At 54.9% G+C, this 26,715-nt stretch carries 22 protein-coding genes; 11 read left to right on the forward strand and 11 right to left on the reverse strand.

Going from position 1 to position 26,715, the window contains the following annotated elements; genetic code table 11:
• Positions 1–79 precede the first annotated feature (79 nt).
• Positions 80–928, reverse strand: a complete 849-nt coding sequence (locus KE671_RS01335) for an SDR family oxidoreductase (protein ID WP_206161394.1) — start codon at positions 926–928, stop codon at positions 80–82.
• Positions 929–1,018: 90 nt separating this feature from the next.
• Here KE671_RS01335 and KE671_RS01340 point away from each other — a divergent pair, with 90 nt between their 5' ends.
• Positions 1,019–1,399, forward strand: a complete 381-nt coding sequence (locus tag KE671_RS01340) for a winged helix-turn-helix transcriptional regulator (RefSeq protein ID WP_090048239.1) — start codon at positions 1,019–1,021, stop codon at positions 1,397–1,399.
• A gap of 38 nt (positions 1,400–1,437) precedes the next feature.
• Here the strand turns inward: KE671_RS01340 and KE671_RS01345 are convergent, their stop codons facing one another.
• Positions 1,438–3,381, reverse strand: coding sequence for a bifunctional 2',3'-cyclic-nucleotide 2'-phosphodiesterase/3'-nucleotidase (locus tag KE671_RS01345; RefSeq protein ID WP_206161395.1), 1,944 nt, complete (start codon positions 3,379–3,381; stop codon positions 1,438–1,440).
• A gap of 188 nt (positions 3,382–3,569) precedes the next feature.
• On the opposite strand from KE671_RS01345, the gene cysQ reads away from it, so the two are divergent.
• Positions 3,570–4,310 (forward strand): 3'(2'),5'-bisphosphate nucleotidase CysQ, encoded by a 741-nt coding sequence (gene cysQ, locus KE671_RS01350; RefSeq protein ID WP_206161396.1) that lies wholly within the window; start codon positions 3,570–3,572, stop codon positions 4,308–4,310.
• Here the strand turns inward: cysQ and KE671_RS01355 are convergent.
• Positions 4,300–4,857: a YtfJ family protein gene (locus KE671_RS01355; RefSeq protein ID WP_206161397.1), complete on the reverse strand. Its 558-nt coding sequence runs from the start codon at positions 4,855–4,857 to the stop codon at positions 4,300–4,302. The genes cysQ and KE671_RS01355 overlap by 11 nt on opposite strands.
• Positions 4,858–5,180: 323 nt before the next feature.
• Between KE671_RS01355 and KE671_RS01360 the strand changes: the two genes are divergently transcribed.
• Positions 5,181–5,387, forward strand: coding sequence for a DUF1107 domain-containing protein (locus KE671_RS01360; RefSeq protein WP_004857160.1), 207 nt, complete (start codon positions 5,181–5,183; stop codon positions 5,385–5,387).
• Between the two features lie 62 nt (positions 5,388–5,449).
• On the opposite strand, the gene KE671_RS01365 is transcribed toward KE671_RS01360, so the two are convergent.
• The 6 genes from KE671_RS01365 to KE671_RS01390 form a co-directional block, all read right to left on the reverse strand.
• A complete protein-coding gene (locus tag KE671_RS01365) occupies positions 5,450–6,790 on the reverse strand; it encodes a hemolysin family protein (RefSeq protein WP_206161398.1) in 1,341 nt (446 codons plus the stop codon).
• A 142-nt stretch (positions 6,791–6,932) separates the two neighbouring features.
• Positions 6,933–8,477, reverse strand: coding sequence for an MFS transporter (locus KE671_RS01370; protein WP_206161399.1), 1,545 nt, complete (start codon positions 8,475–8,477; stop codon positions 6,933–6,935).
• A gap of 69 nt (positions 8,478–8,546) precedes the next feature.
• On the reverse strand, positions 8,547–9,569 hold the full coding sequence (locus KE671_RS01375) for a Gfo/Idh/MocA family protein (protein WP_206161400.1): 1,023 nt from the start codon (positions 9,567–9,569) through the stop codon (positions 8,547–8,549).
• Positions 9,570–9,580: 11 nt separating this feature from the next.
• A complete protein-coding gene (locus KE671_RS01380) occupies positions 9,581–10,648 on the reverse strand; it encodes a Gfo/Idh/MocA family protein (protein ID WP_206161401.1) in 1,068 nt (355 codons plus the stop codon).
• A complete protein-coding gene (locus KE671_RS01385; protein ID WP_206161402.1) occupies positions 10,645–11,829 on the reverse strand; it encodes a Gfo/Idh/MocA family protein in 1,185 nt (394 codons plus the stop codon). Before KE671_RS01385 ends, KE671_RS01380 begins: the two co-directional genes overlap by 4 nt.
• A 15-nt stretch (positions 11,830–11,844) precedes the next feature.
• Positions 11,845–12,999 (reverse strand): Gfo/Idh/MocA family protein, encoded by a 1,155-nt coding sequence (locus KE671_RS01390; RefSeq protein ID WP_206161403.1) that lies wholly within the window; start codon positions 12,997–12,999, stop codon positions 11,845–11,847.
• Between the two features lie 190 nt (positions 13,000–13,189).
• Here KE671_RS01390 and KE671_RS01395 point away from each other — a divergent pair, with 190 nt between their 5' ends.
• Positions 13,190–14,245 carry a LacI family DNA-binding transcriptional regulator gene (locus tag KE671_RS01395; protein ID WP_206161404.1) on the forward strand — a complete coding sequence of 352 codons (1,056 nt, stop codon included), beginning with the start codon at positions 13,190–13,192 and terminating at the stop codon, positions 14,243–14,245.
• Positions 14,246–14,247: 2 nt separating this feature from the next.
• On the opposite strand, the gene msrA is transcribed toward KE671_RS01395, so the two are convergent.
• Positions 14,248–14,886, reverse strand: coding sequence for a peptide-methionine (S)-S-oxide reductase MsrA (gene msrA / locus KE671_RS01400; protein ID WP_206161405.1), 639 nt, complete (start codon positions 14,884–14,886; stop codon positions 14,248–14,250).
• A 213-nt stretch (positions 14,887–15,099) separates the two neighbouring features.
• Here msrA and tamA point away from each other — a divergent pair, with 213 nt between their 5' ends.
• Genes tamA through KE671_RS01415 form a run of 3 tightly spaced genes read left to right on the forward strand, consistent with a single transcriptional unit; the run spans position 15,100 to position 20,953 of the window.
• Positions 15,100–16,833: an autotransporter assembly complex protein TamA gene (gene tamA / locus KE671_RS01405; protein WP_206161406.1), complete on the forward strand. Its 1,734-nt coding sequence runs from the start codon at positions 15,100–15,102 to the stop codon at positions 16,831–16,833.
• A complete protein-coding gene (tamB, locus tag KE671_RS01410) occupies positions 16,830–20,606 on the forward strand; it encodes an autotransporter assembly complex protein TamB (protein WP_206161407.1) in 3,777 nt (1,258 codons plus the stop codon). The genes tamA and tamB overlap by 4 nt, the downstream gene beginning before the upstream one ends.
• Positions 20,607–20,608: 2 nt before the next feature.
• Positions 20,609–20,953 carry a gamma-glutamylcyclotransferase family protein gene (locus KE671_RS01415; RefSeq protein ID WP_206161408.1) on the forward strand — a complete coding sequence of 115 codons (345 nt, stop codon included), beginning with the start codon at positions 20,609–20,611 and terminating at the stop codon, positions 20,951–20,953.
• A 161-nt stretch (positions 20,954–21,114) separates the two neighbouring features.
• On the opposite strand, the gene ppa is transcribed toward KE671_RS01415, so the two are convergent.
• Positions 21,115–21,645 (reverse strand): inorganic diphosphatase, encoded by a 531-nt coding sequence (gene ppa / locus KE671_RS01420; RefSeq protein WP_023478348.1) that lies wholly within the window; start codon positions 21,643–21,645, stop codon positions 21,115–21,117.
• Between the two features lie 307 nt (positions 21,646–21,952).
• On the opposite strand from ppa, the gene ytfQ reads away from it, so the two are divergent.
• The 4 genes from ytfQ to yjfF all read left to right on the forward strand — a co-directional run bounded on the left by ytfQ (position 21,953) and on the right by yjfF (position 26,637).
• Positions 21,953–22,909: a galactofuranose ABC transporter substrate-binding protein YtfQ gene (gene ytfQ / locus KE671_RS01425; RefSeq protein ID WP_042999211.1), complete on the forward strand. Its 957-nt coding sequence runs from the start codon at positions 21,953–21,955 to the stop codon at positions 22,907–22,909.
• Between the two features lie 201 nt (positions 22,910–23,110).
• Positions 23,111–24,613, forward strand: a complete 1,503-nt coding sequence (ytfR, locus tag KE671_RS01430; protein WP_206161409.1) for a galactofuranose ABC transporter, ATP-binding protein YtfR — start codon at positions 23,111–23,113, stop codon at positions 24,611–24,613.
• Positions 24,614–24,626: 13 nt separating this feature from the next.
• Positions 24,627–25,649, forward strand: a complete 1,023-nt coding sequence (gene ytfT / locus KE671_RS01435; RefSeq protein WP_206161410.1) for a galactofuranose ABC transporter, ATP-binding protein YtfT — start codon at positions 24,627–24,629, stop codon at positions 25,647–25,649.
• On the forward strand, positions 25,636–26,637 hold the full coding sequence (gene yjfF, locus KE671_RS01440) for a galactofuranose ABC transporter, permease protein YjfF (protein ID WP_206161411.1): 1,002 nt from the start codon (positions 25,636–25,638) through the stop codon (positions 26,635–26,637). The genes ytfT and yjfF overlap by 14 nt, the downstream gene beginning before the upstream one ends.
• Positions 26,638–26,715: the final 78 nt, after the last annotated feature.

Here is a 26,715-nt window from a genome sequence, read left to right on the forward strand (position 1 = left end):
TGTCTCTCCCCACGCATCATTCTGTCATTATCAGAGAGGAAGCGCGGGGATGCCACCATAATTAACCGGTTTTTAACATTTACAGGATACCGTTGACGCTTTCGGCCAGCGAAGTGGTCGGGCGACCGATCAGCTTGCTCAGCGTGCGGCTGTCATCGAACAGACCACCTTTGGATGCCCCGATGTCTGAATCGGCCAGCATATCCGCGAGGCCCGCTGGCAAACCGACCTCTTTCAGCGCGGCGGCGAAATCGGCTTCGCTCAGGTTCTGATAGACGACAGGTTTGCCGCTCTGTTTACTCAGTTCTGCGGCCAGCTGGCTCAGCGTCCAGGAATTATCACCTGCCAGTTCATACACCTTCCCGGCATGGCCTTCGGTGCTGATGATCTGCGCGGCGGCTGCGGCGTAATCTGCGCGCGTCGCAGAGGCAATTCTGCCCTCGCCTGCCGCGCCGATGAACACGCCATGCTCCAGTGCAGCAGGGGCGCTGGCGAGATAGTTTTCGGTATACCAGCCGTTACGTAGCAGCGCATGGGCAATACCGGAGTCTGCCAGCATCTTCTCGGTGTCGACGTGTTCAACGTGCAATGCGAGGGGAGAGCGGTCGGCATGTAACAGGCTGGTGTAGGCAATAAATTTCACTTTTGCCGCCTTTGCCGCATTAATGACGTTACGGTGCTGAACGGCACGCTGGCCGACTTCGCTGGAGGAAATCAGTAGCAGCTTATCCACTTCCTGCAACGCCTGGGTGAATGCCGCTTCGTCACGGTAATCCGCCTGACGGACGGTGATTCCCTGTTGGCTTAATGCGGTGGCTTTCGCCGGGTTGCGAACGATCGCCACAATCTGGCTGGCAGGAACGGTTTTCAGCAGGTTTTCAATGACGAGTTGGCCCAGTTGGCCCGTCGCGCCGGTAATTGCAATCATGAGGTGACTCCTTAATGTGTCGCTTGTGTTTTATAACGCTAGCACTTAAACTTACTTTTAGTAAGTACGCACAAAAAGGTAAGTATGAAGATGAGTGCATCGACCCTTTCTCAACAACTGCGTGACGGCAATTTGTTTGCCGAGCAGTGTCCGTCGCGTGAGGTGTTAAAGCATGTGACCAGTCGCTGGGGCGTATTGATTCTGGTGGCGCTGCGTGACGGTACCCATCGTTTCAGCGATCTGCGCCGTAAAATGGGCGGCGTGAGCGAGAAGATGCTGGCGCAGTCGTTGCAGGCGCTGGAGCTGGATGGGTTTATCAACCGGGTTTCTTATCCGGTCGTGCCGCCGCACGTGGAATACAGTTTGACTCCGCTGGGCGAACAGGTCAGTGACAAAGTCGCCGCGCTGGCGGACTGGATTGAACTGAATTTGCCGCAGGTGTTAGCACAACGGGAAGAACGGGCGGCGTAAAACGTTGCCGGATGACACACCGTCATCCGGCATTCACGTTACTTGCTTAAATCTATCTGATAAATCGCGAAACCGATGTCATCGGTGGCGACGTGTTGCATGGGATACTGGCCTTTCTCTTTGATAAACGCGGTGGCTTTATCACCTGGCGAGGTTTCGAAGCGGATATCCAGTTTTTTCTTACTGTGAATCGGCGCCAGACGCCAGTTGTTATCGGCCGCTGGATGGATTTCCCCGGCGCGTTTAGATTCCGCACCAATCCATGCCGCCAGCACCGAACGGTTCTCATCCGGAGACGCAAAGGCAATATGGCTATCGCCGGTTCCGGCAAACTTACCGCCATAGGCGCGATAGTTATTGGTGGCGACCAGGAAAGTGGCACTCGGGTCAATCGGCTTGCCGTTGAAGGTAAGATGTTTAATCCTTTCTGCGGACGGGTTTACCGTCTGGCATTCGCCGTCATAGCGTGCGGGCTGTGAGACATCAATCTGGTATTCCACGCCGTCAATGACATCGAAGTTATAGGTGCGGAATCCGTCCCAGTTGATCAGCGACTGCGGCTTGCTGCTGTTGACATCAATCTGATTAAACTGTCCAGCGGCGCATTCCAGCCACTCTTTCACCTCTTTACCGCTGGCTTTAACGACCACCAGAGTATTCGGGTACAGATAGAGATCGGCGGCATTGCGGAAGGTCAACTGGCCTTTTTCGACTTCGACAAAACTGGCCGGATCGTTCTTGCGTCCGCCAACTTTAAACGGGGCGGCAGCGGAAAGCACTGGCAGTTTCGCCAGGTCCGGATCCCCCTGAATAAAGTGTTCGACATAGGCTTTTTGCGCGTTGTTGACCACCTGAACGGTCGGATCGTCCTGCACCAGCGCCAGATAGCTGTACATGTTATCGGCGGATTTACCGATGGGTTTGCTGACGAATTCGCGCGTCGCGTCGTGGTCGGCTTTCAGTATATCCACCAGTTTGCGGTCTTCGGCAGCGAGCGATTTCTTCGCGGCGGCGTCGTAAATGGGGCGCGCTTCGGCTTTGGCCTGCGTCACCTGCCATTTGCCGCTGTCGTTATTGAGCACCAGATCCACGACGCCCAGATGATCGCCCCACATGCCCGGCATCACCGCCGGCACGCCGTTCAGCGTCCCTTTTGCGATATCTGCGCCTTTGATGCTGGCAAAATCTTTACCGGGGAAGACCGCATGGGCATGGCCAAACATAATTGCGTCCACGCCGGGAACTTCGCTGAGGTAGTAAACGGAGTTTTCCGCCATGCTCTGGTACGGGTCAGCGGAAAGCCCTGAGTGGGCAATGACGACCACGACATCCGCCCCTTTCTGGCGCATTTCCGGGACGTATTGACGCGCCGTTTCGGTGATATCGTTAACTGTTACTTTGCCGCTCAGGTTCGCTTTATCCCAGGTCATGATCTGCGGCGGAACAAACCCGATATAGCCAATTTTCAGCGTCTGCTTATGTCCTTCCTGATCGACGACATTCGTCTCTTTAATAAGATAAGGGGTAAACAGCGGTTTCTGCGTCTTAACGTCGATGATATTGGCGTTAACATACGGGAATTTCGCGCCTGCCAGGGCTTTTTGCAGATACTCCAGCCCGTAGTTGAACTCATGGTTACCGAGGTTACCAACCGCGTAATCCAGCGTATTTAACGCCTTGTAAACCGGATGGATATCCCCCTCTTTCAGCCCTTTGGCCGCCATATAGTCGCCCAGCGGACTGCCCTGAATCAGATCGCCATTGTCGACCAGCACGCTGTTTTTGGCTTCATCGCGCGCCGCGTTAATCAGGCTTGCGGTGCGTACCAGTCCGAATTTTTCGGTTGCGGTATCTTTGTAATAATCGAAATCCATCATGTTGCTATGCAAATCAGTGGTTTCCATTATCCGCAGATCGACGGTCGCGGCATTCACGCTGGCCGCTATCAGCGTGGCCAGGAGCGTTGCACTAAACTTAATCATCAGAGGGCATCCTTTTAAGATCTAAGCCACAAAAGAAAATGTATATAAATCTTCTTGCTTACAGAACTGTGAATCTTGCATCAGTTTAGCAAGCAAAACCGCAGACGCTATCACAGTTGGCGGATTCGCCTCTGATCGGGTATAAGTAAAACAATGAGTTAACACCACTGCCATAAACGAGGTGGAGAATGTTAGAACACGTATGCCAGCTTGCACGGAACGCGGGCGATGCCATTATGCAGGTTTATGATGGAGTCAAACCGATGGAGATTGCCAGCAAGCAGGACGACTCCCCGGTGACAGCGGCCGATATTGCGGCGCACGCGGTGATCCTTGAAGGGTTGACGCAATTGACGCCGGACATTCCAGTGCTCTCCGAAGAGGACCCGCCAGCCTGGGACGTGCGCCAGCACTGGCAGCGCTACTGGTTAGTTGACCCACTGGATGGCACCAAAGAATTCATCAAACGCAACGGTGAGTTCACCGTGAACATTGCGCTTATCGAGAAGGGCAAACCCGTATTGGGCGTGGTGTACGCGCCGGTGATGAAAGTGATGTACAGCGCAGCGGACGGCAAAGCCTGGAAAGAAGAGTGCAACGTGCGCAAGCAAATTCAGGTACGCGACGCGCGTCCGCCGCTGGTGGTGATTAGTCGCTCCCACGCAGACAACGAACTGAAAGAATATTTACAGCAACTGGGCGAGCACCAGACGACATCGATTGGTTCGTCGCTGAAGTTCTGTCTGGTCGCGGAGGGGCAGGCGCAACTGTATCCACGCTTTGGGCCAACCAACGTCTGGGACACCGCTGCGGGTCATGCTGTCGCGGCAGCGGCCGGGGCGCACGTTCACGACTGGCAGGGTAAACCACTGGATTACACTCCGCGTGAATCGTTCCTCAACCCCGGCTTCAGGGTCTCTATTTATTGAGCAACTGATGCAGCAGGGCGATCACCTGCTGCACCTCTTCCTGGGTTAGCGCCCCGTCTTTCGCCCACTGCACGCGACCCTCTTTATCAAGCACTGCGATAGCAGAGCTCTCTTCATCCAGTTGCCAGGCTTTACGGGCCACGCCGTTACTGTCGACAATAAACTGCGACCATGGGTAGAGCTTCTTATTGCTCTCAAGGCTACTGCGTACAAACATACCGGAGCCAGGAATCGCGTCGTCAGTGTTGACGATCGTCGTGGTCTGGTAAACGTCATGAGGCAGTTTTGCCGCTTTGATCGCTTCAATCAGCGTCGCATTTTTTTCTTTGGCAGAGGTGCGTCCGGCGATGTGCTGCAGGATCCGCACTTTCCCGGGCAACTGCGCACTGTTCCAGCTTTTATAGCTGAACTTATCATTTTCAAGAATCAATTCGCCGCGATCGGCGATCCCGACCGGCGGGACGCGCTGGCCCGTTTCGAAGCGATGCGCGGAGGCCATCATCGGTGCCAACAGGCACGCCAGCGCCAGAATCTTACGTAAGGTCATGGTGTTTCCTTCTTATTGTTTGCAGGTGATCCGACCACTTGGGCCTGATTTTTAATCATATGTGCGAATGATGCTTTTTCCCGCAAGAGGGATGCCAGTTTGCGGACGGGCGCACAAATCCTGCGAAAAACGAAGACTTATACTGAGGACCGCACCTGGATTCAGAGATGATTCTGATTAACTGTAATGAAAAGGTAAATAAACTTATACGCGCTGGAAACATCGTACAGATAGTCTATAGTCAAATGGCATTAAATTTTGCGCCTTAGAACGGTTGGACCGATTGTGGTACCACAAGGGCGTGACTTAAGCAGGAGATAACAATGAAAATTTTCCAACGGTACAACCCACTGCAAGTGGCGAAGTACGTGAAGATCCTGTTCCGTGGACGGTTATATATCAAGGACGTTGGCGCTTTTGAGTTTGATAAGGGTAAGATTCTTATCCCAAAAGTGAAGGATAAACAGCATCTGTCTGTGATGTCCGAAGTTAACCGTCAGGTTCTGCGTCTGCAAACTGAGATGGCTTAACCAAAGTGCTATGCAGTAGTTTAAAAAACGGCTCCCACTGGGAGCCGTTGATGTTTGTAGGGTCAGGACGCTTTTGACTCTTCTTTCGCATCCGGCAGCTTCGGCACCAGCACGCTGGGCTTGCTGTCCAGACGGGTCACCAGCAGCTGATCGATACGGTAGTTATCGATATCCACCACTTCGAATTTGTAACCTGAGAACTTCACGGAATCGGTACGTTTCGGGATTTTACGCAGCATGAACATCATAAAGCCGCCGATCGTCTCGTAGTTACCCGACTGCGGGAACTCATCGATATCCAGCACGCGCATCACGTCATCGATCGGCGTACCGCCGTCAATCAGCCAGGAGTTCTCGTCGCGGGCGACAATCTGCTCTTCCAGACCCTGGCCGACCAGATCGCCCATCAGCGTGGTCATGACGTCATTCAGGGTGATGATCCCCACGACCAGCGCGTATTCGTTCATGATCACCGCGAAGTCTTCACCGGCGGTTTTGAAACTTTCCAGCGCTTCAGAAAGGGTCAGCGTATCGGGAACAATCAGGGTGTTACGAATCTGTACGCCACTGTTCAGCGCCATACTCTGATTGGCGAGGACGCGATTCAGTAAATCTTTCGAGTCAACGTAACCAATGATGTGGTCAATATCTTCGTTACAGACAAGGAATTTGGAGTGCGGATGTTCCGCCACTTTGTTTTTCAGGCTCTGCTCGTCTTCATGCAGATCGAACCAGATCACGCTTTCACGCGGCGTCATGGATGACGGCACGGTACGTGATTCCAGCTCGAACACGTTTTCAATCAGCTCATGTTCCTGTTTACGCAGTACGCCCGCGAGCGCACCCGCTTCCACCACGGCATAAATATCATCGGATGTGATGTCATCTTTGCGCACCATCGGCAATTTGAAGATGCGGAAGATCACGTTCGCTAACCCGTTAAAGAACCACACCAGCGGCGTGAAAACAAACAGACAGAAGCGCATCGGGTTGATGATACGCAAAGCCACAGCTTCTGGCGCAATCATACCGATGCGTTTCGGGGTTAAGTCCGCGAAGAGGATAAACATACCGGTGACCAGCGAGAAAGAGAGAATAAAACTCAACTGCTCAGAGAGTTCCGGCGACATGTAGCGAGAGAACAACGAGTTGAAGGCGGGGGAAAATGCGGCGTCACCCACGATACCACCAAGAATAGCGACCGCGTTCAGACCGATTTGCACCACTGTGAAGAACATCCCTGGGTTTTCCTGCATTTTCAACACGCGTTGCGCATTGAGATTGCCTTCATCGGCCAGCAGTTTGAGCTTAATTTTACGTGAGGCGGCAAGCGAGATCTCGGATATCGAGAAGAACGCACTTACAGCGATCAGGCAAAGAATAATGAAAATACTGTTTAACATATCTTATCCGGCGTCACGCCAGATCCTCGGAAGGGAAGTTGATAAATCCATGTGGTAAAGCTTAATGAAAACCGGCTCGTGGAGATGAGCCGGTAAGTTCAGGGGCTAGTATAGCGTAAGGGACTGTAAAGCCGCCAGAGGCTTAATTTTCAGCAGTAGCCGTTCGCCTCTTATCACGAGTGTTCGGCGTGGCGTCCCAGATTTCATTGTAGGCGAAGCCTGTGAGTGACTTAATGACGGCGCGAGTCTCTTCGTCGCAGTCTTCACATTTACCGCCGAGTTTGCGGCGAGCGACCTCTTTGATCAGGATTTTGTGCGTCTTTTGCGTCAGCTTAAAGCGGAACGTAGTGTAAAAGCTGACGGCCAGCAGGGCGGCGGTGACAAATATCATCAGGCCAATGATAGCGTGCAGCGCGCTGACGGGTTGCGAACCGCCGCCTTTAACAAAACCGCTCTCTTCCAGCACCACGCCAATCAACATAATCGCCAGCGCGACGGTGCTTTTGCGGGTCAGCACCATCACCCCGGCAAAAATGCCTTCCCGGCGCTGACGGGTGACGATCTCATCCACATCCGGAATAAAGCTATAGATGTTCCACGGGATGTAATACAACCCGGCTTTTGCCAGACCGAACAGGACAAATATCGCGGAAAAGAGCAGCGCCGGGAGCTGGATATCGCCCAGATAAAGGGTCAACAGACAGGCCAGAACAAAGAAAATGCTGCCATAGGAGAGGCGCAGCGCCGCGGAAGGCGTCATGTTGAGCTTATTCATCAGTAGCATAAAGCCGAACGTGCCGGGGACTGAGACAAATGCCGCGATGCTTAACAGGCCAGAAACCATTGCCGCATCCTGTTTTAATCCATAGACCACGTAATAGGTAAATACCGAGCCAAAAACATCCAGTGCGGTGAATGAACAAATATAGATAAGAATATGCTGGCGAAAAATACGCAGTTTAAAGGCGGAAAAGAGATCCACAACCAAATACTTCAGGTGATTAAATAACCCTGTACTACGCTGTGTGTCCGGCGTGAATTCATATTCTTCTCGCACATCTTTTGCTTCCCAGGTTGTCGCCCAGGTGGTGAATACCGCAATACAATAGATAATCGCAAATACGATCCCGGTCAGGGTATAGGTTAATGAATTATCTTTACCCGTATATTGCATAATAATACCCGGAACGCAAACCGCTAAAAAACCGCCCAACTGTGAACACATCATGCGTACGCCAGAGAGGCGAGTTCGTTCGCTGAAGCGGTTGGTCATCTCTGCCGATAGCGTCTCCCAGGGAACCAGCACCATCGCTGAGAGCAACTCGACGGAAAGATACGTTCCCAGGTAATACCAGTAACTCATATCGGTAATCCACACCAACGCATAAAGAAACATGAGTGGAGCACTGATCAATAAAAAGAAGCGGCGACGGCCAAACTTTTTACCCAGCCAGGTGTTGCCGAAATTATCGGTAATATAACCCATCACTGGGCTTAATATTGCATCGATGATACGTGCAATCGCAAATATAGAACCGGCTTCCAGTACAGACAGTCCACAGTAGGTGGTGTAAAAAAATAACAGCCAGGTGCCAATAACTGCGAATGCACCGCCACCAAATAAATCGGTTACGCCATAGCCAATCGCTACGCCGTAACCTACTCTACGTTCAGTAGGTTTCGCCATATCATTATTCCTGTAGGGTCATTTGATTGCCGGATTGCCTTATCCGGCCTGCATTCACTTTCTGCGGGTTTATTTCTCCAGCGTTATCCAGGTCCGTAATTGCGAAGAACGATAAATAGCATCGACAATCTGCAATGATTTAGCGGCTTCGTGAATATTGCATACGTTTCCGGTGGTGGGATGGTGAAGGGCGTAATAGAACTGACGGATCGCTTCACGATGGCCGACGCCCCAGTAACGTTTACCGCTGTCATCCGGGGAGGCGTCGCTTGCCAGCGGTCGCCGCGTCTCTCCGTTGATATGCCACAGCTCGCTTCCCTCAAGGAGCAATGTGCCTTTTTCGCCGTGGATTTCCAGCTGTAGCGGTGAGTTAGTGGCGTGGCAGTTGCTGGCATAAAACAGTCCACGCGCGCCGTTGCGAAAGGCAAAAGTCGCCATGGCGCTGTCCTCACCGTCAATGGTACTGGCAAGCCAGGTGCTATCGACCACCCCCTTAACCCGCGTAACGCCTTCACCAAACCACTGCATCAGATCGAGCGTATGAATTGCCTGGTTTATCAGCAGACAGCCGCCTTCGGTGGCTGCTTTTCCGCGCCAGGGGCTGGCAGTGTAATAACTGTCGCCACGCGACCAGGTCAGCACCGCTTTCATTGCAAGCATCTTGCCGATGGTGCCCTCCTGTAACTGCTGCTTCATGGCGAGGCTGGTGGGATTGAGCCGGTTCTGATAACAGATCCCAAGCGTACCCCGCGCATGGGCGAGGGCCGTCTCGATTTCAGCCACGTCCAGCGCACGCATCACCGCCGGTTTTTCGCAGAACACATGTTTTCCTGCCGCCAGCGCGGCAAGGATCATCGGTTTATGCAGATAGTGCGGCGTACAAATATGCACAACGTCGATCGCGTCATCCCAGAGCATTTCGCGATAGTCCTGATAAAAATGGCAATCATAAAGCGCCGCCAACTGCCGCCCTTTATTGATGTCCGTTTCGGCAATTGCGCGCAGCCTGACGTTGGGTAACTGCTGCAACGCCTCCGCGTGGATGGTATGGATCGCACCGCCGCCGATAATGGCGGCATTCACTATTTTCATGATGCCTCCCGTCACGCGCTTGCGTTTGCCCGCATCTGCGCCTTAACGCACAGTTCCGCCGCCTTAAACGCGTGTGCCTGCGTCATAGCGTTTTCGGTGCGCTGAATGCAGTCGAGAATGAACTGGCCAAAAAACGGGAAGCCCACTTTCCCGGCGACGGAATAGCGGAATTCGCCCTCTTTGTTGACCAGATAGACCACATCCTGCTCACCACGAGTGAGATCGACATATTTGCGGATTTCGATATAACCCTCAGTGCCGAGCAGCGTCAGGCGGCCATCGCCCCAGGTCGAAAGACCGCCCGGCGTAAACCAGTCACAGCGAAAGTAGCCCGTTGCGCCGTTGTCTCCCGCCAGCATCGCGTCACCAAAATCTTCGAACTGTGGATACTGTGGGTGATTCACGTTGCGTACCTGGCTTGCCACAATGCGCGCGTCACTGTTGCCGGTATAGAACAGAAACTGCTCGATCTGGTGGCTGCCAATATCACAGAGGATGCCGCCGAAATAGCGCCGTTCGTAAAACCAGTCCGGACGACCGTCGCCTTCACGGTGCGGGCCGGTACCAAGCGTTTGTATAACCCGGCCAATCGCGCCCTGCCTGATCAGCTCACCTGCGAAGACGGCGCTTTCCACATGCAGACGTTCGCTGTAGTAGACCGCGTATTTACGCCCGGTTTTGGCCACCATCGCTTTGGCGTCTTCCAGTTGTTCCAGCGTGGTTAACGGCGCTTTGTCGGTGAAATAGTCTTTCCCGGCGGCCATCACCTTCAGCCCCAGCGGACAACGTTCGGAAGGGATCGCCGCGCTGGCGACCAGGTCTACCGTTGCGTCATTGAGGATCGTCTCCAGCGAATCGGCAACCTGCGCCTGCGGATACTGCTGTAAAAAGCTCGCCACTTTTGCCGGGTCCGGGTCATACACCCATTTCAGCGTCGCACCGGCCTCAATCAACCCATTGCACATGCCGTAGATATGGCCGTGATCGAGAGTCGCTGCGGCAATGATAAATTCGCCAGGCTTGACGACCGGCTGAGGTTTGCCGGTCGGGGCGTAGTGCATTCCGTCATGCTTGTTCATTCTTCTGCTCCTGAATCTAAGTCTTTACCCAGTGGGATCGCGCCGGCTTCTGCGAAATTGCTCACTGAGGCGGATTTCTGATAAAAATGCGGCGCGTTGTGCAGCAGGCCGCCCGTGCGATAAAACACGTCGTCACGCTGAACAGGCAACGTCACCACCGTACGGGTAATCGCCGATTTGTAGATTGCGGTGATCAGTTCCAGCGATCGTTTGCCCTGTTCGCCATCTACCAGCGGCGCGACCTGCTGTTCAATGGCGGTTAACACGTTGTCGATTTGCCCGGTATGTAGCGTCCATTGCAGAGCTGGGGTGGCGTGGAACTGCGCCGTCAGGCTGTTTTCGCGCGCATTATCGTTTTCTGCCTGTGGGAAACCATTGTCTGCGGACTGGCTGGCGAATACTTTCCACGGCGCGGAAATGCGCGCCTTTTCGCCCTGAATCACAATTTTCTGTTCTTCACCGTGGTGCACCACAGAGGCCGTCAGTTGGGTCAGCGCGCCGTTGGAGTAGCGGAAGATAGCGGCGCTGAGATCTTCCACTTCCGCATTGTCGTGGGCGATGTTGGTCATCATCGCGACGACTTCATGGGGAAAGCCAAGCATCCACTGGATGGCGTCAATATGGTGCACCGCGTGGTTGAGCGTGCAGCCGCCGCCTTCTTTCTCCCACGTTCCACGCCACCACAGGTCGTAGTAGCAGTGTCCGCGCCACCAGAAGGAATCCACCTGAGCGTGACAAATCTTGCCCGCAAGGCCAGAATCCACCGCCGCTTTCAAACGCCAGAAGGCATCGGTAAAACGGTTTTGGGCGATGACCGACAGGATGTTGCCGCTGGCCTGCTGTGTGGCAATCATCGCGTCGCACTCTTCCAGCGATGCTGCCATCGGTTTCTCGCAGAGGACATGTTTACCGTCGTTCAGGGCAGCGATAGCGATGTCCGCGTGGACGTAAGGCGGCGTACAGACATCCACCAAATCAACCGCCATCCCGCTCTCCAGCATTGCCTGATGGCTGGCGTAAATCTGGGCGTCGTGTAGCCCGTAACGCGTTTTTTTCTCTACAGCTTTTTCGGGAAAAATATCCACCAGGGCGACAATCCGACAGCGTTCAGGAAATGCCTGATAGGCCTGAATGTGCTGATGAGAGATATTCCCCGTTCCGACAATTGCGATGTTCAGCATGATCTCTCCCCGCGGTTACCAGGTCCCGGAGGCGTCCAGCGTGCGGCTGGCGACCGTTTTTTCGACCGATGACGCCACGTGTTCCTGCAACAACTGGTAGTAGCGCTGCTCGTCAATCGGCAGCGTGACCCAGTCGTCGGTCCAGGTGGAGAGATGCATCGCATTGGATAGCGTCAGGCCGTGAATGCCCTCCTGACCGGGGGCGATGAGTGGTTCGCCATGCAGGATGGCAGCGGTGAAATTGCGGGTAATGACTACGTGTTCGCTGCACTCCGGGGCGGTGGGGAGGGTCACTTCCCAGCACTCCGGCTCGCCGAAGCCGTTTTGCCAGCGGGCATTAAATTCCGTTTCGGATTCGCGTAACCGCCAAAAGCGCAGGCGGCCCTCTTCGACGACGACTTTGCCGCGATCGCCGACAATTTCCAGACGGTTCGTGCCTGGCGCTTCAGCGGTGGTGGTGATGAAGACCCCCGTCGCCCCATTCGCGTACTCGGCATACGCCGTCACCTCGTTTTCAACTTCAATCTGCCGATGTTTGCCGAACTGGCAGAAGGCGCGCATTCGCACGGGCATACCGACCAGCCATTGCCAGAGGTCGAGCTGGTGCGGATCCTGGTTCAGCAATACACCGCCCCCTTCGCCTTTCCAGGTTGCGCGCCAGCCGCCGGAGTTGTAGTAGCTCTGTGAGCGATACCAGTTAGTGATGATCCAGTTAGAGCGGCGCAGTTCGCCGAGTTCGCCGCTGTCGATCAGGTCTTTCACCTTCTGATACAGCGGGTTAGGCCGTTGGTTGTACATCATGCTGAAGACTACGTCGCACTGGCGGGCGCAGGCGTTCATCTCCTTAACCTGAGCGGTGTAGACGCCGGCGGGTTTCTCACAAAGCGTATGGATGCCAAGGCGCATCGCCATTATTGAGAGCGGAGGGTGATCGTAATGCGGTGTGGCGACAATCACCGCGTCGATCAGCCCGCTTTTGAGCATCTCGTTTGCATCGGTGAACAGTGCAACAGACTCGCCAACAAGCTGGCGAATTGCGCTCTGCTTGTCAGGGTTGTTGTCGCAGACGGCGGTCAAACAGGCTTCATCGACCATACCTGCCAGCAGATAACGGGCGTGAACCGTACCAATGTTACCCACGCCAATAATGCCAAAACGTACTTTTTTCATGTCGTGCCTTATTCAGGTGAAATGAGGAATAGCTGGAACATAAGAAACGGCAGAAAACCCCACAACGGGATTTTGTGAGAGTGCTTGCAGGACGCAAAAGAAGTTAGCGTGCTAATGATAAAGCTGTTTTAGAATCAACTACGTAGGACTGCAAAAATTTGCAAAGATAGATTGCGAGCGAGGTCACACAATGTCGGGCAAGCTTAAAATGGACGAAATCGCTGCCTTAACGGGCTTCTCTGTAAGTACCGTTTCGCGGGTGCTGAGCGGAAAGGCCTACACCAGCGGCAAGGCGCGTGAGGCGATTGTGAAATGCGCGCGACAGTTGGGCGTACTCGACTCGCTCGCCAGCGGGCGACTGTTGATTAACGGCATCGCCGTCTTTGCTCCGCAGCGCACGTTCACGCCTCAGGGGGATGCTTTTTACCTTGAAGTGACGCGCGGAATTGCAGAAGCGGTCGCTTCACACGATGTCTGGGTTAGCTATTGCGGCCTGGATGAGCAGCGCGCGAATATCAAAACCTTTCTGGAAAAAGCCAACCATAAAAACATCAATGCCCTCATCCTGATCGGGATTGACGATCCGACGATCCATAAGCTCGCGCTGTCGCTGGACAAGCCCTGCGTGCTGATCAACTCGCAGGATCGGGAGGGACGGCTGGATTCGGTATCGCCCGATCACTGGGCTATCGGCAATCGGGCGACGCAGTATCTGTTTGAGCAGGGGTTCCGGCGCGTTCTTCACGTCACCAGCCTGCGTCGGGAGACACTCTACTGGCGACTGGAAGGGATTAAACAGATCTACCGGCAGTACCAGATCCCGTTTGATACCCAACGCGATCTGCTGGTGACGGAGGGATTCTCTGAGGAGGAGGCGGAGCAGGCGGCAGGCGAATGGCTGCGCGATACGCCGCGTCACGACTGGCCGGAAGTGATTTTCTGCGCTGGCGCGTTGATGTCCGCCGGTATTTTGCGCGTACTGAACGCTCACGGGGTACGCGTGCCTGAGGATATGTCGCTGATGACCACCGGCGTCCAGGAAATGGAGGCCCGCATCCTGGCGACAGTGAGCAGTATTACTATTCCCTGTCGGGCGCTGGGCGTAGAGGCGGTGCATCTGCTGCAACACCGTCTGAACCGACCTTGCGCGCCGGTATTTAATCTGCTGCTGAAGGGGATGCTTTCACAAAAGGGCACGGTTGCCAGCGCCACGCGGCATGCGGCCCGCGTGACGGTGGAGCGTTGATGTTATGCGTCAGGGGGTAAACAGACGCCAATCCCGCCGATACCGCAGTAGCCGTACGGGTTTTTGTGCAGATACTGCTGGTGGTCGTCCTCAGCGTAATAGAACGGCGTCGCGTTGCTGATTTCGGTGGTGATGGTACGCTCGTCTCCCGCCGCGTTCATCGCTGCCTGAAAACGCTCAAAACTGGCGCGCGCGGCGCTATCCTGTTCGGGAGTTAGTGGATAAATGGCCGAACGATACTGGGTGCCGTGGTCATTGCCCTGGCGCATCCCTTGTGCCGGATCGTGGTTTTCCCAGAAAACCTGTAGCAGTTGTTCGTAGGTGATAACCGACGGGTCGTACACCACGCGTACCGCTTCTGCATGACCGGTTTCACCGGAGCAGACTTCCCGGTAAGTGGGGTTTGGCGTGTAACCGCCGGTGTAGCCTGCCGCGGTGCTGTACACGCCTGGCAGTTGCCAGAACAGCCGTTCTACCCCCCAGAAACAACCCATCGCGAATATCGCGATTTCCATCCCCTCCGGGACGTTGGTCATCGAGTGATCGTTGACGGCATGCAGCGTCGCCACGGGCATCGGGGTATTGCGCCCAGGTAATGCATCCGACGGTGAAATCAGATGCTTTTTGTCAAATAAACTCATGGTGCCGTTCTCCCGAAAATCAGTAATTGGGGTTAAGGTTGTAACAAGACGCGTATTTGCACACAATAACCGTTACGAATACGTCTACAGTAAACATAAGAAATATTTGGGGTGACGTCTGTTTTTCAATCCCAGTTGTTGGGTTTTTGTTAAGCCGTGGATCGGCAGGATGATTTTTTCCAGGGGTGGAAATAAGGGATTTCAGGAGAAAAAGTGCCACATATCCGACAGTTATGCTGGGTGAGCCTGTTGTGTTTAAGCAGTTCTGCCTTTGCCGCGAACGTCCGTCTACAGGTCGAAGGGCTAACAGGAGAACTGGAAAAAAACGTCCGGGCACAACTCTCAACCATCCAGAGTGATGAAGTCACGCCGGACCGGCGCTTTCGTGCGCGCGTGGATGACGCCATCCGCGAAGGGTTAAAGGCGCTCGGTTATTACGAACCGACCATCGATTTCGATTTGCGTCCGCCTCCGGCGAAAGGGCGTCAGGTGCTGGTGGCCAAAGTGACGCCCGGTGAACCGGTGCGCATTGGCGGAACAGAAGTCATTTTACGCGGCGGCGCGCGTACTGACAGAGATTACCTGGATCTGCTAAAAACGCGTCCGGCAATCGGTACGGTGCTCAATCATGGCGATTATGACAGCTTCAAAAAGTCATTAACCAGCGTGGCGCTACGTAAAGGGTATTTCGACAGCGAATTTAATAAAAGCCAGTTGGGTATTGCACTTGATCGCCATCAGGCATTCTGGGATATCGATTACAACAGCGGTGAACGTTATCGCTTTGGTCACGTCTCCTTTGAAGGCTCGCAGATCCGTGAGGAGTATCTGCAAAACCTGGTGCCGTTCAAGGAGGGGGATGCGTACGAGTCAAAAGATCTCGGCGAACTGAACCGTCGACTTTCGGCGACCGGCTGGTTTAACTCCGTGGTTGTCGCACCCGAATTCGACAAAGCGCGGAAAACCAAAATATTGCCACTGAAGGGCGTGGTGTCGCCGCGAACGGAAAACACCATTGAGACCGGGGTGGGTTATTCCACCGACGTGGGACCGCGCGTGAAGGCCACGTGGAAAAAGCCGTGGATGAACTCCTGGGGTCACAGCCTGACGACCAGCGCCAGTATTTCGTCGCCTGAACAACAGCTGGATTTCAGCTATAAAATGCCGCTGCTGAAGAACCCGCTGGAGCAGTACTATCTGGTGCAGGGCGGCTTTAAGCGTACCGATCTCAACGATACTGAACAGGATTCCACCACGCTCGCCGTTTCCCGTTACTGGGACCTTTCCAGCGGCTGGCAGCGCGCCATTAACCTGCGCTGGAGCCTCGACCACTTTACCCAGGGCGAAGTCACCGATACTACGATGCTGCTTTACCCTGGAGTGATGATCAGCCGGACGCGATCGCGCGGCGGCCTGATGCCGACCTGGGGGGATTCCCAGCGCTATTCCATCGATTACTCCAATACGGCCTGGGGTTCAGACGTTGATTTCTCCGTTTTTCAGGCGCAAAACGTCTGGATCCGTACCCTCTATGACCGCCATCGTTTTGTGACGCGTGGCAATCTTGGCTGGATTGAAACCGGTGATTTCGACAAAGTCCCGCCGGATCTGCGTTTCTTTGCCGGGGGCGACCGCAGTATTCGCGGCTACAAATATAAATCTATCTCACCGAAGTATAGCAATGGCGATCTGAAGGGGGCCTCGAAGCTGGTGACCGGCTCGCTGGAGTACCAGTACAACGTTACCGGGAAATGGTGGGGTGCGATGTTTGTCGATAGCGGTGAAGCGGTCAGCGATATCCGTAAAAGCGACTTCAAAACCGGTGCCGGGGTGGGTGTACGCTGGCAGTCACCGGTCGGACCGATCAAGCTCGATTTTGCCGTGCCGGTCGGTGACAAAGATGAGCACGGTTTACAGTTTTACATCGGTCTGGGGCCAGAATTATGAGTTTATGGAAGAAGATAAGCCTCGGCGTACTGATTTTTATCCTGCTGCTGCTGGGGACAGTGGCGTTTCTGGTCGGCACAACAACCGGCCTGCATCTGGTTTTCAACGCGGCGAATCGTTGGGTACCGGGCCTGGAAATTGGTCAGGTCACCGGCGGTTGGCGCGATCTGTCACTGAAAAATATCCGCTTTGACCAGCCAGGCGTGGCGGTTAACGCCGGGGAAGTGCATCTGGCGGTAGGACTGAATTGCCTGTGGAAGAGCAGTCTGTGCGTGAACGATCTGTCGCTCAAAGACATTAATGTGGCGATAGACAGTAAAAAAATGCCGCCGTCTGCACCGGTTGAAGAAGAAGAGAGCGGGCCGCTGAATCTCTCCACGCCGTATCCGGTAACGCTTTCTCGCGTGGCGCTAAATAACGTCAATATTAAAATCGATGACACCATCGTGTCGGTGATGGATTTTACCTCCGGCCTGCACTGGCAGGAGAAGGATCTGACCCTGAAACCCACGTCGTTGCAGGGGTTGCTGATCGCACTGCCGAAAGTGGCGGATGTCGCTCAGGAAGAGGTGGTCGAGCCGAAGATCCAGAACCCGCAGCCGGATGAAAAACCCCTCGGCGAAACGCTGAAAGATCTTTTCTCGAAGCCGGTTCTGCCGGAGATGACGGACGTACATCTGCCGCTCAATCTCAATGTTGAAGCGTTTAAAGGCGAACAGCTGCGCATCACCGGCGATACTGACCTGACGGTGCATAATCTGTTGCTGAAAGTTAGCAGCATCGACGGCAACATGAAGCTTGATGCGTTGGATATCGACTCCAGTCAGGGCACGGTGAACGCCACCGGCACCGCGCAGTTAACCAATAACTGGCCGGTAGACATTACCCTGAACAGCACGCTGAACGTCGATCCGCTGAAAGGCGAGAAGGTGAAGCTTAAGGTGGGCGGCGCGCTACGTGAACAACTGGAAGTGGGGGTCAACCTTTCCGGGCCGGTGGATATGGATCTGCGAGCCCAGACACGTCTTGCCGAAGCGGGATTACCGCTCAACGTTGAGGTGGTCAGTAAACAGGTTTACTGGCCGTTTACCGGTGATAAACAGTTCCAGGCCGATGATATCAAGCTCAAGCTCACCGGTAAGATGACGGACTACCGGCTCTCGATGCGAACGTCGGTGAAAGGGCAGGATATCCCGCCTGCGACCATCACCCTTGATGCGAAAGGTAACGAGCAGCAGATTACTCTCGACACGCTCAGCGTGGCGGCGCTGGAAGGGAAAACGGAACTGAAAGCGCTGGTGGACTGGCAGCAGGCGATCAGTTGGCGGGGTGAACTGACGCTGGACGGCATTAATACCGCAAAAGAGATCCCGGACTGGCCGTCGAAGCTCAATGGTCTGATTAAAACCCGGGGCAGCCTGTATGGCGGCACCTGGCAGATGGACGTGCCGGAGCTGAAGCTCACCGGCAACGTCAAGCAGAACAAGGTCAACGTCAACGGAACGCTGAAAGGCAACAGCTACATGCAGTGGACCATTCCAGGGCTGCATCTGGCGCTTGGATCCAACAGCGCTGATGTGAAAGGGGAGCTGGGTGTTAACGATCTCAACCTGGACGCGACCATTGATGTGCCAGGGCTGGACAATGCGCTGCCGGGACTCGGCGGCACGGCGAAAGGGCTTATCAAAGTACGCGGTACGGTTGACGCCCCGCAGTTGCTGGCGGATATCACCGCCCGTGGGCTTCGCTGGCAGGAACTGTCCGTTGCGCAGGTGCGCGTGGAAGGTGACATTAAATCGACTGACCAGATTGCCGGTAACCTCAACGTGAGGGTTGAACGCATTTCGCAACCCGATGTGAACATCAACCTCGTGACGCTGAATGCCAAAGGCAGCGAGAAGCAGCATGAACTGCAGCTGCGCGTTCAGGGCGAACCGGTTTCCGGTCAGCTTGATCTGGCGGGAAGTTTTGATCGCAAAGACGCGCGATGGAAAGGCTCGCTGAGCAATACGCGCTTTCAGACACCGGTGGGGCCGTTAACCCTGAATCGCCCTGTTGCGCTGGACTACCGCAACCAGGAGCAGAAAATCAGCATCGGACCACATTGCTGGACCAACCCCAATGCGGAACTGTGCGTGCCGCAAACCATTGATGCTGGTGCCGAAGGGCGGGCGGTAGTGAATCTCAACCGCTTTGACCTGGCGATGCTGAAACCGTATATGCCGGAAGCGACGCAGGCCAGTGGCATATTTACTGGTAAAGCGGACGTCTCGTGGGATACCACCAAAGAAGGACTCCCGCAGGGTAATGTCACACTCTCCGGGCGTAACGTGAAGGTAACGCAGACGGTTAACGATGCGCCGCTGCCGCTGGCGTTCGATACCCTGAACGTCACGGCCGATTTGCACAATAACCGTGCGGAGCTGGGCTGGCTGATTCGCCTTGCTAACAATGGCCAGCTTGACGGGCAGGTGCAGGTCACCGATCCGCAGGGGCGTCGTAACCTGGGCGGCACCGTGAATATCCGCAACATGAATCTGGCGATGGTTAACCCTATCTTCGCTCGTGGTGAAAAGGCGGCAGGGATGCTGAACGCCAACCTGCGTCTGGGGGGAGATGTGCAAAGTCCTCAGATGTTCGGCCAACTGCAACTGAGCGGGCTGGATATCGACGGAAACTTTATGCCCTTTGATATGCAGCCCAGCCAACTGGCGATGAACTTCAACGGTACCCGCTCGACGCTTGCCGGAGAGATACGAACCCAGCAGGGGCAGATCAACCTGAGCGGCGACGCAGACTGGAGCCAGGTAGACAACTGGCGCGCGCGCGTGGCGGCGAAAGGAAGCCGGGTACGAATCACCGTGCCGCCGATGGTACGGCTGGATGTTTCTCCGGATGTGGTATTTGAAGCAACACCGAGTCTGTTTACGCTCGACGGACGGGTGGACGTGCCGTGGGCGCGTATCGTGGTTCATGAATTGCCAGAGAGCGCCGTGGGGGTCTCCAGTGATGAAGTGATGCTCAACAATAACCTGCAGCCTGAGAAGCCGCAGAGTGCCGCGATCCCGATCAACAGCAATCTGATTGTTCACGTGGGTAACAACGTGCGGATGGATGCTTTCGGTCTTAAAGCGCGACTGACGGGCGATCTGAAAGTGGCGCAGGATAAACAGGGGCTGGGGCTTAACGGACAGATCAACATTCCGGAAGGACGCTTCCACGCTTATGGTCAGGATTTGATTGTGCGTAAAGGTGAACTGTTGTTCTCTGGACCGCCGGATCAACCGTTGCTGAATATCGAGGCCATTCGTAACCCGGAGGCCACAGAAGATGACGTGATCGCCGGCGTTCGCGTCACCGGAACGGCCGATGAACCGAAGGCTGAGATCTTCTCTGATCCTGCGATGTCACAACAAATGGCACTTTCTTACTTGTTACGTGGACAGGGACTGGACAGCGGACAGAGCGATAGCGCAGCGATGACCTCAATGCTTATTGGCCTGGGGGTTGCACAAAGTGGTCAGGTTGTGGGTAAAATCGGGGAGACATTTGGCGTAAGCAATCTGGCACTGGATACCCAGGGGGTTGGCGACTCCTCCCAGGTGGTGGTCAGTGGATACGTACTGCCAGGTCTGCAGGTGAAATATGGCGTGGGTATATTTGACTCACTGGCGACACTCACGTTACGTTATCGCCTGATGCCTAAGCTATATCTGGAAGCCGTGTCTGGCGTAGATCAGGCACTGGATTTGCTCTATCAGTTTGAGTTTTAGCAATGCGAATATTTGTCTACGGCAGTTTACGAACCAAACAAGGCAACAGCCACTGGATGACCAACGCCCAGTTGCTGGGCAATTACAGTATCGATAACTACCAGTTGTACAGTCTGGGCCACTATCCAGGCGCAGTTCCGGGGAACGGAACGGTACACGGTGAGGTTTATCGTATTGATAATGCCACGCTGGCTGAGCTGGATGCGTTGCGCACCCGCGGTGGTGAATACGCACGCCAGTTGATCCAGACGCCGTACGGCAGTGCATGGATGTACGTGTACCAGCGCCCGGTGGATGGATTAACGCTGATCGAAAGCGGTAACTGGTTAGACAGAGACCAGTACTGAGATAAACGCGCCACCTTCGGGTGGCGTTGTTTTAAGCATGGCCACACACCTTCCAGGAGTTAGCTTTGCTGTATTCTTTATCGCCTTTCTTCAAAACGCAGGCATAAAAAAACCCTTACTAACCGGTACCCGGCGTTCAGGGTTTTCAGCGTTCAGCGAACTTATTTCTTCGCGGCGCGCTCGAAGGAGGCAACGATTTCAGCTTTCGCCGCTTCTGCGTTGTCCCAACCGTCCACTTTCACCCACTTACCTTTTTCGAGATCTTTGTAGTGCTCGAAGAAGTGCGTGATCTGTGCTTTCAGCAGTTCCGGCAGGTCGTTCACATCTTTGATGTGATCGTACTCTTTGCTCAGTTTGGTGTGCGGTACAGCAACCAGTTTCGCATCTTCACCGGATTCGTCGGTCATTTTCAGAACGCCAACCGGACGGCAACGGATAACGGAGCCTGGCTCCAGTGGGTACGGGGTCGGGACCAGAACGTCAACCGGGTCACCGTCCAGAGACAGGGTGTGGTTGATGTAACCGTAGTTGCACGGATAGAACATCGCGGTGGACATGAAGCGGTCAACGAACAGTGCGCCGCTCTCTTTGTCGACTTCGTATTTGATCGGATCGGCGTTCGCCGGGATCTCGATAACCACGTAGATATCTTCCGGCAGATCTTTACCGGCCGGGACGTTGAGTAAGCTCATGTCTGTTTCCTTTAACTGTGTCGTAAACAAGTGGCGAGTATTATAGCGATCTCACGCCGAATGTCTCCGCCTGATTTCGATTTCAATCGCCTCGTACCTGCCTTTTCAGACCACTCGCATGACAGGAAAATCCATATCTTCAGCCGCTTTTTTCATAGTGAAATGGAAGCGATTACAAACTTGTGATTAACGTTCTATTTACTTTTTTGAAGTGTGATGTAACGCAATCCGTTACATGCTCGATTGTCTATAGTTTTTTCGCGACTGTTTCTTAACCAACAATAACCTACCCTACGAGGACACAGTTATGTGGAAGCGCTTACTTATCGTCACAGCAGTTTCGGCAGCCATGTCGTCTATGGCCATGGCCGCCCCATTAACCGTAGGATTTTCGCAGGTCGGCTCTGAGTCCGGCTGGCGCGCCGCAGAGACCAACGTGGCGAAAAGCGAGGCCGAAAAGCGCGGCATTACGCTGAAAATCGCTGACGGCCAGCAAAAGCAGGAAAACCAGATTAAAGCCGTGCGTTCGTTTGTCGCTCAGGGCGTCGATGCCATCTTTATTGCGCCGGTTGTGGCAACAGGGTGGGAACCGGTGCTGAAGGAAGCGAAAGATGCCGAGATTCCGGTCTTCTTGCTCGATCGTTCCATCGATGTAAAAGACAAATCTCTCTATATGACCACCGTCACCGCTAACAACGTACTGGAAGGTCAACTGATCGGCGACTGGCTGATCAAAGAGGTGAACGGCAAGCCGTGTAATGTGGTTGAGTTGCAGGGCACCGTCGGCGCCAGCGTGGCCATTGACCGTAAGAAAGGGTTTGCTGAAGCCATCGCCAAAGCGCCAAACATCAAAATTATCCGCTCTCAGTCCGGCGATTTTACCCGCAGTAAAGGGAAAGAGGTTATGGAGAGCTTTATCAAAGCCGAGAATAACGGCAAGAACATCTGCATGGTTTACGCCCATAACGATGACATGGTGATCGGGGCTATCCAGGCGATTAAAGAAGCGGGGCTCAAACCGGGCAAAGATATTCTGACCGGTTCTATCGACGGCGTACCGGATATCTACAAAGCGATGATCGACGGTGAAGCGAATGCCAGCGTTGAACTGACGCCAAACATGGCGGGCCCGGCCTTCGACGCGCTCGAGAAGTTCAAGAAAGATGGCACGATGCCTGAGAAGGTCACTATTACCAAGTCGACGCTGTATCTGCCAGATACCGCGAAAGAAGAGTTAGAGAAAAAGAAAAACATGGGCTACTAAGTTCAGGCTCTCTGTAGGCCTGATAAGCGCAGCGCCATCAGGCGTTGGGGTGCCGGATGGCGACGTATCGCGTCTTATCCGGCCTACAAACTAAGTTCAGGCTCTCTGTAGGCCTGATAAGCGCAGCGCCATCAGGCAAATGTTCTGTCGGCTGCCGGCCTACGGGCTTCCAGGAGCATACTCTTGTCGCGGAGGGCAACTATGATCGCGGAACAACACCAGGAGATCCTCCGTACAGAGGGATTAAGTAAATTCTTTCCTGGCGTCAAAGCGCTGGATAACGTCGATTTCAGCCTGCGTCGCGGCGAAATCATGGCGCTGCTCGGTGAGAACGGGGCTGGAAAATCCACGCTCATCAAAGCGCTGACCGGCGTCTATCATGCCGATCGCGGTACCATCTGGCTGGAAGGCAGTGCCATCTCTCCCAGAAATACCGCGCATGCCCAACAATTGGGTATCGGCACGGTCTACCAGGAAGTGAACCTGCTGCCGAATATGTCGGTGGCGGATAACCTGTTTATTGGTCGTGAACCACGTCGATTTGGCCTTTTACGGCGTAAAGAGATGGAAAAGCGCGCCACGGCGCTGATGGCGTCTTACGGTTTTTCCCTTGACGTGCGCGAACCGCTGAACCGCTACTCGGTGGCGATGCAACAGATCGTGGCGATCTGCCGGGCGATCGATCTTTCCGCGAAAGTCCTGATCCTCGATGAACCGACTGCCAGCCTCGATACGCAAGAGGTGGAGATGCTGTTCGGCCTGATGCGGCATCTGCGCGATCGCGGTGTGAGTTTGATCTTCGTTACCCATTTTCTCGATCAGGTCTATCAGGTTAGCGATCGAATCACCGTTCTGCGTAATGGTAGTTTTGTCGGCTGCCGCGAAACCCGCGAGCTGCCACAGATTGAACTGGTCAAAATGATGCTGGGGCGCGAGCTGGACACCCATGCGCTGCAGCGTGCGGGACGTACTTTGCTGAGCGATAAACCGGTAGCGGCGTTCAAAGATTTCGGTAAGAGAGGGACGATCTCCCCGTTCGATCTCGAAGTACGACCTGGTGAGATCGTCGGTCTGGCGGGACTGCTGGGATCCGGACGCACCGAAACGGCAGAAGTGATCTTCGGTATCAAACCGGCGGACAGCGGCAGCGCACAGATCAAAGGCAAGCCGCAGACGCTGCGATCTCCCCATCAGGCATCGTGCCTGGGTATCGGCTTCTGTCCCGAGGATCGCAAGACGGATGGCATTATCGCCGCCGCTTCCGTGCGAGAAAATATCATTCTGGCGCTACAGGCCCAGCGCGGCTGGCTGCGGCCCATTCCGCGCAAAGAACAAAACGACATTGCCGAGCGGTTTATCCGTCAACTTGGCATTCGTACCCCCAGCGCAGAGCAGCCGATTGAATTTCTCTCCGGTGGCAACCAGCAAAAAGTGTTGCTGTCGCGCTGGCTGCTGACTAAACCGCAGTTTCTGATCCTCGATGAGCCGACGCGCGGGATCGACGTGGGCGCGCATGCCGAGATCATCCGCCTGATCGAAACGTTGTGCGCCGACGGGCTGGCGCTGCTGGTGATCTCCTCGGAACTGGAGGAACTGGTCGGCTATGCGGATCGGGTGATCATTATGCGTGACCGCAAACAGGTGGCGGAGATCCCGCTGGCTGAGCTGTCCGTTCCGGCGATCATGAACGCCATCGCGGCGTAAGGAGACTCTTGTGATGCCCCAATCTCTCCCGCAAACTACGCCGCCAAAGCGACGCTTTCGCTGGCCGACCGGCATGCCGCAGCTCATTGCGCTGCTGCTGGTGCTGCTGGTGGACAGCCTCGTCGCCCCTCACTTTTACCAGGTTATATTGCAGGACGGGCGCCTGTTTGGCAGCCCGATCGATATCCTGAATCGCGCCGCCCCCGTCGCGTTGCTGGCGATAGGGATGACGCTGGTCATTGCCACCGGCGGCATTGACCTTTCCGTTGGCGCGGTGATGGCGATTGCCGGAGCCACGACCGCGGCGATGATCGTCGCCGGTCACAGCCTGCCGGTGGTGCTGCTTGCTGCACTGGGCACCGGCGTGCTGGCTGGCCTGTGGAACGGCGTGCTGGTGGCGATCCTCAAAATTCAGCCGTTTGTCGCCACGCTAATCCTGATGGTCGCGGGTCGCGGCGTGGCGCAACTGATCACCTCCGGGCAGATTGTCACCTTCAACTCGCCCACGCTCTCCTGGTTCGGCAGCGGTTCGCTGCTGCTGTTCCCCACGCCGGTGATTATCGCGCTGATCACGCTGGTGTTGTTCTGGCTGCTGACCCGGCGAACGGCGCTCGGGATGTTTATTGAAGCGGTGGGGATTAACATCCGGGCAGCGAAAAATGCCGGGGTTAACACGCGGGTCATCGTCATGCTCACCTACGTGCTGAGCGGGCTGTGCGCGGCGATTGCCGGGATTATCGTCACGGCGGATATTCGCGGCGCCGATGCCAACAACGCCGGATTGTGGCTGGAGCTTGACGCCATTCTGGCGGTGGTGATCGGCGGCGGTTCCCTGATGGGCGGGCGCTTTAATCTGCTGTTGTCAGTGGTGGGCGCGCTGATCATTCAGGGGATGAACACCGGCATCCTGTTATCTGGATTTCCACCGGAGATGAACCAGGTGGTCAAAGCCGTCGTGGTGCTGTGTGTACTGATTGTGCAGTCACAGCGCTTTATCAGTCTGTTAAAAGGAGTGCGTGGTCGTGATAAAACGTAATTTACCGTTAATGATCACCCTCGGGGTTTTCGTGCTGGGTTATCTCTACTGCCTGACTCAGTTTCCCGGCTTTGCCTCCACGCGCGTAATTTGCAACATTCTGACCGATAATGCCTTTCTGGGGATTATCGCTGTGGGGATGACGTTTGTGATCCTCTCCGGCGGGATCGATCTCTCCGTGGGGTCGGTGATCGCCTTCACCGGCGTATTCCTGGCGAAAGCCATCGGCTACTGGGGGATCTCGCCGCTGCTGGCGTTTCCGCTGGTCCTGGCGATGGGCTGCGCGTTTGGTGCGTTCATGGGGTTGCTGATTGATGCGCTAAAGATCCCGGCGTTTATTATCACGCTTGCCGGTATGTTCTTCCTGCGCGGAGTCAGTTACCTGGTATCGGAAGAGTCGATCCCGATTAACCATCCCATCTACGACACGCTTTCCAGCCTGGCGTGGAAAATCCCCGGCGGTGGTCGTTTGAGTGTGATGGGCCTGCTGATGCTGGCGGTGGTGGTCATTGGTATTTTCCTCGCACATCGCACCCGGTTTGGTAATCAGGTGTATGCCATTGGCGGGAATGCGACATCGGCAAACCTGATGGGGATTTCCACCCGTAGCACAACAATCCGCATCTATATGCTGTCGACCGGACTGGCGACGCTGGCAGGCATTGTCTTTTCAATCTACACCCAGGCTGGCTACGCGCTGGCGGGAGTCGGCGTGGAGCTGGACGCTATTGCTTCAGTGGTGATTGGCGGTACGTTGCTGAGTGGTGGGGTCGGTACGGTTCTTGGAACGCTGTTTGGTGTGGCGATACAGGGGCTGATCCAGACCTACATTAACTTCGACGGCACGCTCAGCTCATGGTGGACAAAAATTGCCATTGGCGTTTTATTATTTATTTTCATTGCGTTGCAGCGTGGCCTGACGGTGCTCTGGGAAAATAGACAGAGTTCGCCGGTCACGCGTATCTCTGCTACAGAAAGCCAGCGCTGACGCTGTCTGGCCGACACAGCCCAGGACAGAACAGACGGTTTTTGCTACAGTGCCTGTTTTACGGCAAGTAGGTTGGAT

This window comes from Citrobacter amalonaticus (genome assembly GCF_018252635.1).
GTDB lineage: Bacteria > Pseudomonadota > Gammaproteobacteria > Enterobacterales > Enterobacteriaceae > Citrobacter_A > Citrobacter_A amalonaticus_E.